This window comes from Sporosarcina sp. P20a (assembly GCF_002743175.1).
Classification (GTDB): domain Bacteria; phylum Bacillota; class Bacilli; order Bacillales_A; family Planococcaceae; genus Sporosarcina.
Genome location: NZ_PDYT01000022.1, coordinates 43,948 through 49,947, shown reverse-complemented (window position 1 = coordinate 49,947; position 6,000 = coordinate 43,948). Strand labels below are relative to the sequence as shown.

Sequence of the window (6,000 nt, the reverse complement as noted above, 5' to 3'; positions counted from 1 at the left end):
TCAGGCATTGCCAGCATTCCTCTCAACCTCCACTGATTTGATTCGACACCAATACAGTAGAGAAATTTTGGAAGGCTGGCAAGCCTTTTTTTATTATTTTACAATTGCAGCGTTATGTACTTATTCCTTTCAAAACTCTGTACTTCTATCTTGCACTAAACAAGTACTTTATTTTAAGTTTTGTTGGGTTACTTTTGCTAAGTATAGGAATCATTTGTATTGGTGCATTAATTGATGGTTGGGGTGGGGCAGGGTATATCTTTATTGGCACTTTTATTCTTATTTGTATAATCCCTTGCACAGTTATAGCCGTTTTAATATTTAACTTGATTAAGTATTTTAAGAAGAACCGAATACAAAAAAATATGTAGGGAGATGACTACTTTATGAAAAAAAGAATTTCTATAGTATTAACAACGGTAGCTATCATTACTTTTGGTGTTTTTACTTATTATGGGTCTTTGACCGAGGCTAATAAGGAAACCGACAGTATTGTAATAGATAAAGATGGAGAAGTAGTAGAACCACTTAGCGGTAACAACGATAATATGGGTCATTAATACAGATTAATATCAGCAGACATTTTTCTTCACGTTCTATTTATACCAATACTTTATAAAGCAATCGGGCGCGTTTGTTTAACATCAAAAGCCTGATTTCCCTAGCATTTAAAAGAGAAATTGGGCTTTATTATTTATTTCTGATACAAAACACAGTTACTTATGTAGTTTACCGAATAAAGTATAGTGATCTCTTAAAATGCTTGAGCACTAAAAAACAAGGTGCTGATACGCTTTTGGGCGATAGGTTGGTCTTGACAACCAACTGTTCATGTATTAAATTGGAGGTAGTAACACATATTAAATACGCCCGTTGTGTATTTTTCTATGTTGCAAATACGGCAAGACGGCTGACTGATCATCGGCCGTCTATTTTTTTACCCAAAAATAAAAACCACCCCATAAAGGGATGGTTGTGCGTTAGGTTTTAAGTAACCGGAGCCACTCGAATACTACAGCGATAAGTGTTCTACTTGAGTAGTACACAGTCTTAAGGATGATCAGTCCTCTTTGACTTTGTCTCGCTTTTTCTTCCCGGAGCTCTTTCCGCGTCTTGTATTGCCCGTTGTTTTCTTGTTGCATCTACGGCACCTCCCTTCAGCCGATGCCGGCTTTGAGGAGTCATAGGCGTGCTTGCCCACCTACGCATTTATTATTTTACCATGGATGGTTTTATATTTGTTCCGGTTTTGTATCATAAGACAAAAATTCGATACATAATAGAAAAGCCCCCTCCAAAAAAAATGGAGAAATCTTTTAATACTCTTTAATGGTTTAGTCAATCCTCTAATGTCTGTATCTATATCCTATACGATTGTTGGGTTTTTTCAATAATTGTATTTATTACACTTGGATTCCTTTTCATGTATTTTATTCAATCATATTATTCAGCTTCTCAATGTGCTTAAAGAGAGTGTTTTAACATAGTACACATACACGGTTAATTGATATTAATAGCATATGCGAAAAAGGAGCTGAGGCATCTGTTTTGTGCAACAACTTCTTTTCATGAGGTTATTTCGGTAGTGATTATACATTCACTTTTTAAGATGATACGCTAATAACAGAATTCAATCATAAAAAGAAAAGAGTGACCAAATGAACCACTACAAAACAGCCGTAATCCCCGGTGATTTTCTCTTTCATAAGAAAACATTAGCGTTCTTCACTGATGCCACTTTTCGCTGTCTTAAAGAAGAACAAAGCCATCCCAAGAGTCAGTATATCTGCAAGCGGAATCGCAAAGAAAATCGAAAAAGATGGACTGATTGCGGAAATGTCATATTTCTCGAAGATGTAGGGCAAGATGATCACAAGCGGTATGACGGAAACGACTTGTCTCGTCACTCCGATGATGACGGCTTCCATTTCGCTACCTGTCACTTGAAGCAATGTCATGATCGTATACGTCACGCCGAGAATCGGAAATGTGATGAAGATCACTTGGATGATCGACATGACCGAATCGATGATTGCTTGATCTCCTGTGAATATCACGAGAATATACTTTCCAACTAAGAATACGATCGCTGTGATTCCGATTCCGTAGAAGAAGCAATACTGTACGGTTTTCTTTACGACGAGAAGCTTTTTATCTTCATCGCCTTTTCCGTTGAAGTACGCAATAATCGTTTGAACGGCTTGTGTGATTCCAATGATTGGCATCAACAGTAGCATGTACATTTTATTGGCAATATTCCACATCGCGATATGCGCGTTGCTGCCTACTGTCAGCAACTGATAATTGACGATGAATGCTGTTACGCCCGCCAATAGTTGAATCGTTGTTTGGGCAAATCCGATTTTGAACATGTTATACGACATTGTGATAAATGCTTTTGGCGAAATCGGGTTGGATGTAAACCAGTTATGGTTTTTCACGAGATACATGACAGCTAGCAGTGCGCACACTACTTCACTGATGAGTGTACCGAGTGCGATCCCGACCATTCCGAGCTCTAAGCCGAATGTCAGGATGGCGTTACTTACCACGTTGATAGCGACAGACAGAACGATGATGACGGCTTCCGCTTTTGGATTTCCGAATGCGCGTATGACACTTGTTAGCGTATAACCGACCGCACTGAATATATTACTGATTAGGATAATGCGTAAATAATCATGCGCTAGTTTGTACACTTCCGCCTCCGCACCAAGCATCGACAATATGGGGTGCATGAATAAGTAGATCAGCAATGATGTACTGGCACTGACGACGATTGTCATGATGAAGCCGCTCTTGAAGTAATTATTTAGTTTCAACCTATCGTTTCGACCTAAGTATGTAGAAATCATAATAGCTGTAGAAATTGCAAACAGTGTTTGAAGTGCAACAAACACCGCCATCAGTGGGGATAATAATCCCATTGCAGTCAATGCACTTTCACTTTGACTACCTAAGTGTCCCGCAAACGAAGTATCCACGACCGCTGTCATCATTTCTATGAGTAAAGAAAAGATCGCTGGAATGGAGAACGTCATGATGAGTCTATTGATTGATTGGCTTTCATATAAGTTATTTTTCATTGGATATCCCTCCGAAAATAACTATACCAATCGTAACAGGACATCGAATGTCTTATTTGAAAATGATATGTGTATTTTCTTTATAAGGAGTAAATGTTCTTTCAAATTCTATTTCCGTACTTTGCGCTTGTTTAATTGTTGAGATTTCAATCAATAGATAGTCTTCGTCGTAAGCGTATAGGTATAACCCTTCCGGCCGCAATACATAACTAATGGGCGCGACTAGAATCTGCTCGTCACCGCGCGTGATTGCCAGTAACACTTCTTCATCCAAGCAATGATTGATTTTCTTATATACGCTTTCGGTCATATCTATTTTTTCTCCTACAAAATCCACAACGAAATAATCATTTGCATCCGTCTCCAATAAATCAACCAACTCCGGTGAAATAAGAGCAAGTTTTTTCATGACGTGATCTTTATTTTGGTTTGAAGAGATGCTATCATACATCGACAATGCAATGGTGATCGTTTGTAAGTCTTCATTTGTGAAGAAGCTTTCGGTTAATTTGTAGCTCTCTTCTATATAGATCCCACCTTGATTTCCTTGCTTACATGTTACAGGTACGCCCATCATAGATAATTTGTCCACATCTCGCTGAATCGTTTTGACGCTCACTTCAAACATCTCGGACAATTCTTTATGAGTTACTTTTTTTACTTTCAATAAATACAGCAATATTTCAAATTGACGATTTCGTATGATACTCCATCCAATCTTTTTCTAGATTTGTCCTCTATGTATCGTAGCTTTTCTTATTATGTAATGAAAGTAATGGAGGGCATATTCTTAAAAGTGCGCGCCTCCCCTCGTTCAACACACTCGACCTATTCATAAATAAAAAATGCCACGGCATCTATATATAACACGACGTTGTCTTTCTTCTTTAAGTAGTTCAATAAATGCTGGCTCTACACGTATTTCCTCTGTGCGCTCATAGGCTTCGAGCAATGCCGCGTTTGATAGTTTTAGCATAAGGCACCTACTTTCTTGTTTATGGACTTTGTTTGAATACCATACCCCTTACATAAACCATTTGTGAACTTGTGATATAAGTTTTTTGTAGTTGAGCTGTTGTTCAACTTCCCTCACCAACAGGAACATGTCTGAATGACACGCAGACCCAGGTTCAACAAACTGGTAATCATTAGTATTGAACACAAAAAAACGTGGTATCTATATACCACGGCGTTTCATTTCTTCTTCAAGTAGTTGAATAAATGCTTGTTCTACACGTATTTCCTCTGTGCGCTCATAGGCTTCGAGCAATGCTGCATTTGATAATTTTAGCATAAGGCACCTACTTTCTTGTTTATGAACTTTGTTTGCTTACCTTACCCCTTACATAAAGCATTTAAACCATTTGGTGAACTTAAAGTGTTTCTAACCGCCCGCCCTACCGGAATATGTCTGGCTGGCACGCAGATCCTTGTTTTCCAAATACCTACACCTTAACCGGCACTCACGCAAAATACAATGAATATACTAAAATGTAATATATTTGATATCACTTATAGTAAATATAATGGTATAATATAACTTATTATTCATTGCTTTGAGAGGAGTTATTTAAAATCACATATGTAAGCGATACAAATAGGAAAATGGAACCTATTAAAGGCATAGAATCCTTACTAGTAGGTCATGTGGTGTATACGTACACAGATAGTAACAAGTATATAGAACATGCTACCTCATATATAGCTGAAGGACTGGATAAAAATCACATGGTTCTGTATGTGGATCGACCAACGAGTTATGCTTCCGTTAAAGAAAACCTTAGAAATATCGGTTATTCGGAGGAGCAAGTGGATACCATTTATTTTATTGATACCGACATGGCATACGAAACGCACGAAAATTTTAATGCTGAGCATGTTTTTATGAAGTTAAATGATTTTTTTGATTCTCATGTGAAAGAAGGATGCCTACTTCGCGTGTGGGGATTGGCCACATGGCGGCTTCAGAGTAAAAAAACGTTAATTCCTTCTATAGCATTACACGAACATAACCTTGACGATTTTTTCTCTAGAGTAGCGAACGTGGCAAAGAATTACATCATTGTGTGTGCATATGATGGTTTATCTTTATCGGGTTCACTCTTAATTGAACTTTTGCAAACCCATGAATACCATATAACGGATACCGATTTCTCACCTTCGCATTTATATAAAAAAGGGCCTGTTCATTTTACAGGGATAACAAAACAACTGCAGTTTGAAAATGAACTACGAAACCATGATACGCGTCGAGATAAATTAGACATCACCGGGAAATTAGCGTCTATCATTGCCCACGAACTACGCAACTCTCTTACGGTCGTTCAAGGGCGTTTACAACTGTTGGATCTAACTGCTAGTGATCGTAGTGAAGCAATTCAAGCACAATTTGATGGTATCAAAAATGGATTAACAGAAATAGAACAAACAGCATCTAAATTTTTATCCTTAGCTGAAACACATGTTGTCAATCAAAAGGTGATCAATATTTCGGAATTAATCGAAGTTGTTAAGGTGCAGATGGAATCAGAAATGGATATGAAAGCCATCGATATGCATGTAAAATCGGATAATACCAAGATGACCATTTTTGGTGATGAATTAAAAGTAAGACAAGTATTTATTAATTTAATCAAAAATGCGATTGAGGCTATGGAAACCGGAACTATCACGCTTCATGTAAAAGACGATCATGATCACGTTACTATTGATGTTTCCGATAACGGTTCAGGTATCCCTGATGAAATCCTAAGTCAAATAGGTGATCCATTCATGTCATCAAAAGTAGATGGAACAGGGTTAGGTTTGTTGATTTGTGAAAAAATCATTAGAGATCATAATGGAAACTTATTACTAAATACTGAGATTGGAAAAGGGACGACCTTTACAGTTAGTTTTCCGAAATTTTAACTAG

The 6,000-nt window shown here is 37.5% G+C and carries 6 protein-coding genes; 2 read left to right on the top strand and 4 right to left on the bottom strand.

From position 1 onward, the window contains the following. The first annotated feature begins 386 nt into the window (after nt 1–386). Nucleotides 387–560 (top strand): hypothetical protein, encoded by a 174-nt coding sequence (locus CSV72_RS16935; protein ID WP_199170112.1) that lies wholly within the window; start codon nt 387–389, stop codon nt 558–560. A gap of 1,155 nt (nt 561–1,715) precedes the next feature. On the opposite strand, the gene CSV72_RS13910 is transcribed toward CSV72_RS16935, so the two are convergent. The 4 genes from CSV72_RS13910 to sda (CSV72_RS13895) all read right to left on the bottom strand — a co-directional run bounded on the left by CSV72_RS13910 (nt 1,716) and on the right by sda (CSV72_RS13895) (nt 4,380). Then, nucleotides 1,716–3,086: an MATE family efflux transporter gene (locus CSV72_RS13910; RefSeq protein WP_099678858.1), complete on the bottom strand. Its 1,371-nt coding sequence runs from the start codon at nt 3,084–3,086 to the stop codon at nt 1,716–1,718. A gap of 52 nt (nt 3,087–3,138) precedes the next feature. Beyond that, complete coding sequence (locus tag CSV72_RS13905; protein WP_255407602.1) at nt 3,139–3,768, bottom strand: helix-turn-helix transcriptional regulator; 630 nt, start codon at nt 3,766–3,768, stop codon at nt 3,139–3,141. A 150-nt stretch (nt 3,769–3,918) separates the two neighbouring features. Further along, nucleotides 3,919–4,062: a sporulation histidine kinase inhibitor Sda gene (gene sda / locus CSV72_RS13900; RefSeq protein WP_099678856.1), complete on the bottom strand. Its 144-nt coding sequence runs from the start codon at nt 4,060–4,062 to the stop codon at nt 3,919–3,921. Nucleotides 4,063–4,263: 201 nt separating this feature from the next. Then, a complete protein-coding gene (gene sda / locus CSV72_RS13895) occupies nt 4,264–4,380 on the bottom strand; it encodes a sporulation histidine kinase inhibitor Sda (protein WP_099678855.1) in 117 nt (38 codons plus the stop codon). Nucleotides 4,381–4,691: 311 nt separating this feature from the next. On the opposite strand from sda (CSV72_RS13895), the gene CSV72_RS13890 reads away from it, so the two are divergent. After that, nucleotides 4,692–5,996, top strand: coding sequence for an ATP-binding protein (locus tag CSV72_RS13890; RefSeq protein WP_099678854.1), 1,305 nt, complete (start codon nt 4,692–4,694; stop codon nt 5,994–5,996). The last annotated feature ends 4 nt before the right edge of the window (nt 5,997–6,000 follow it).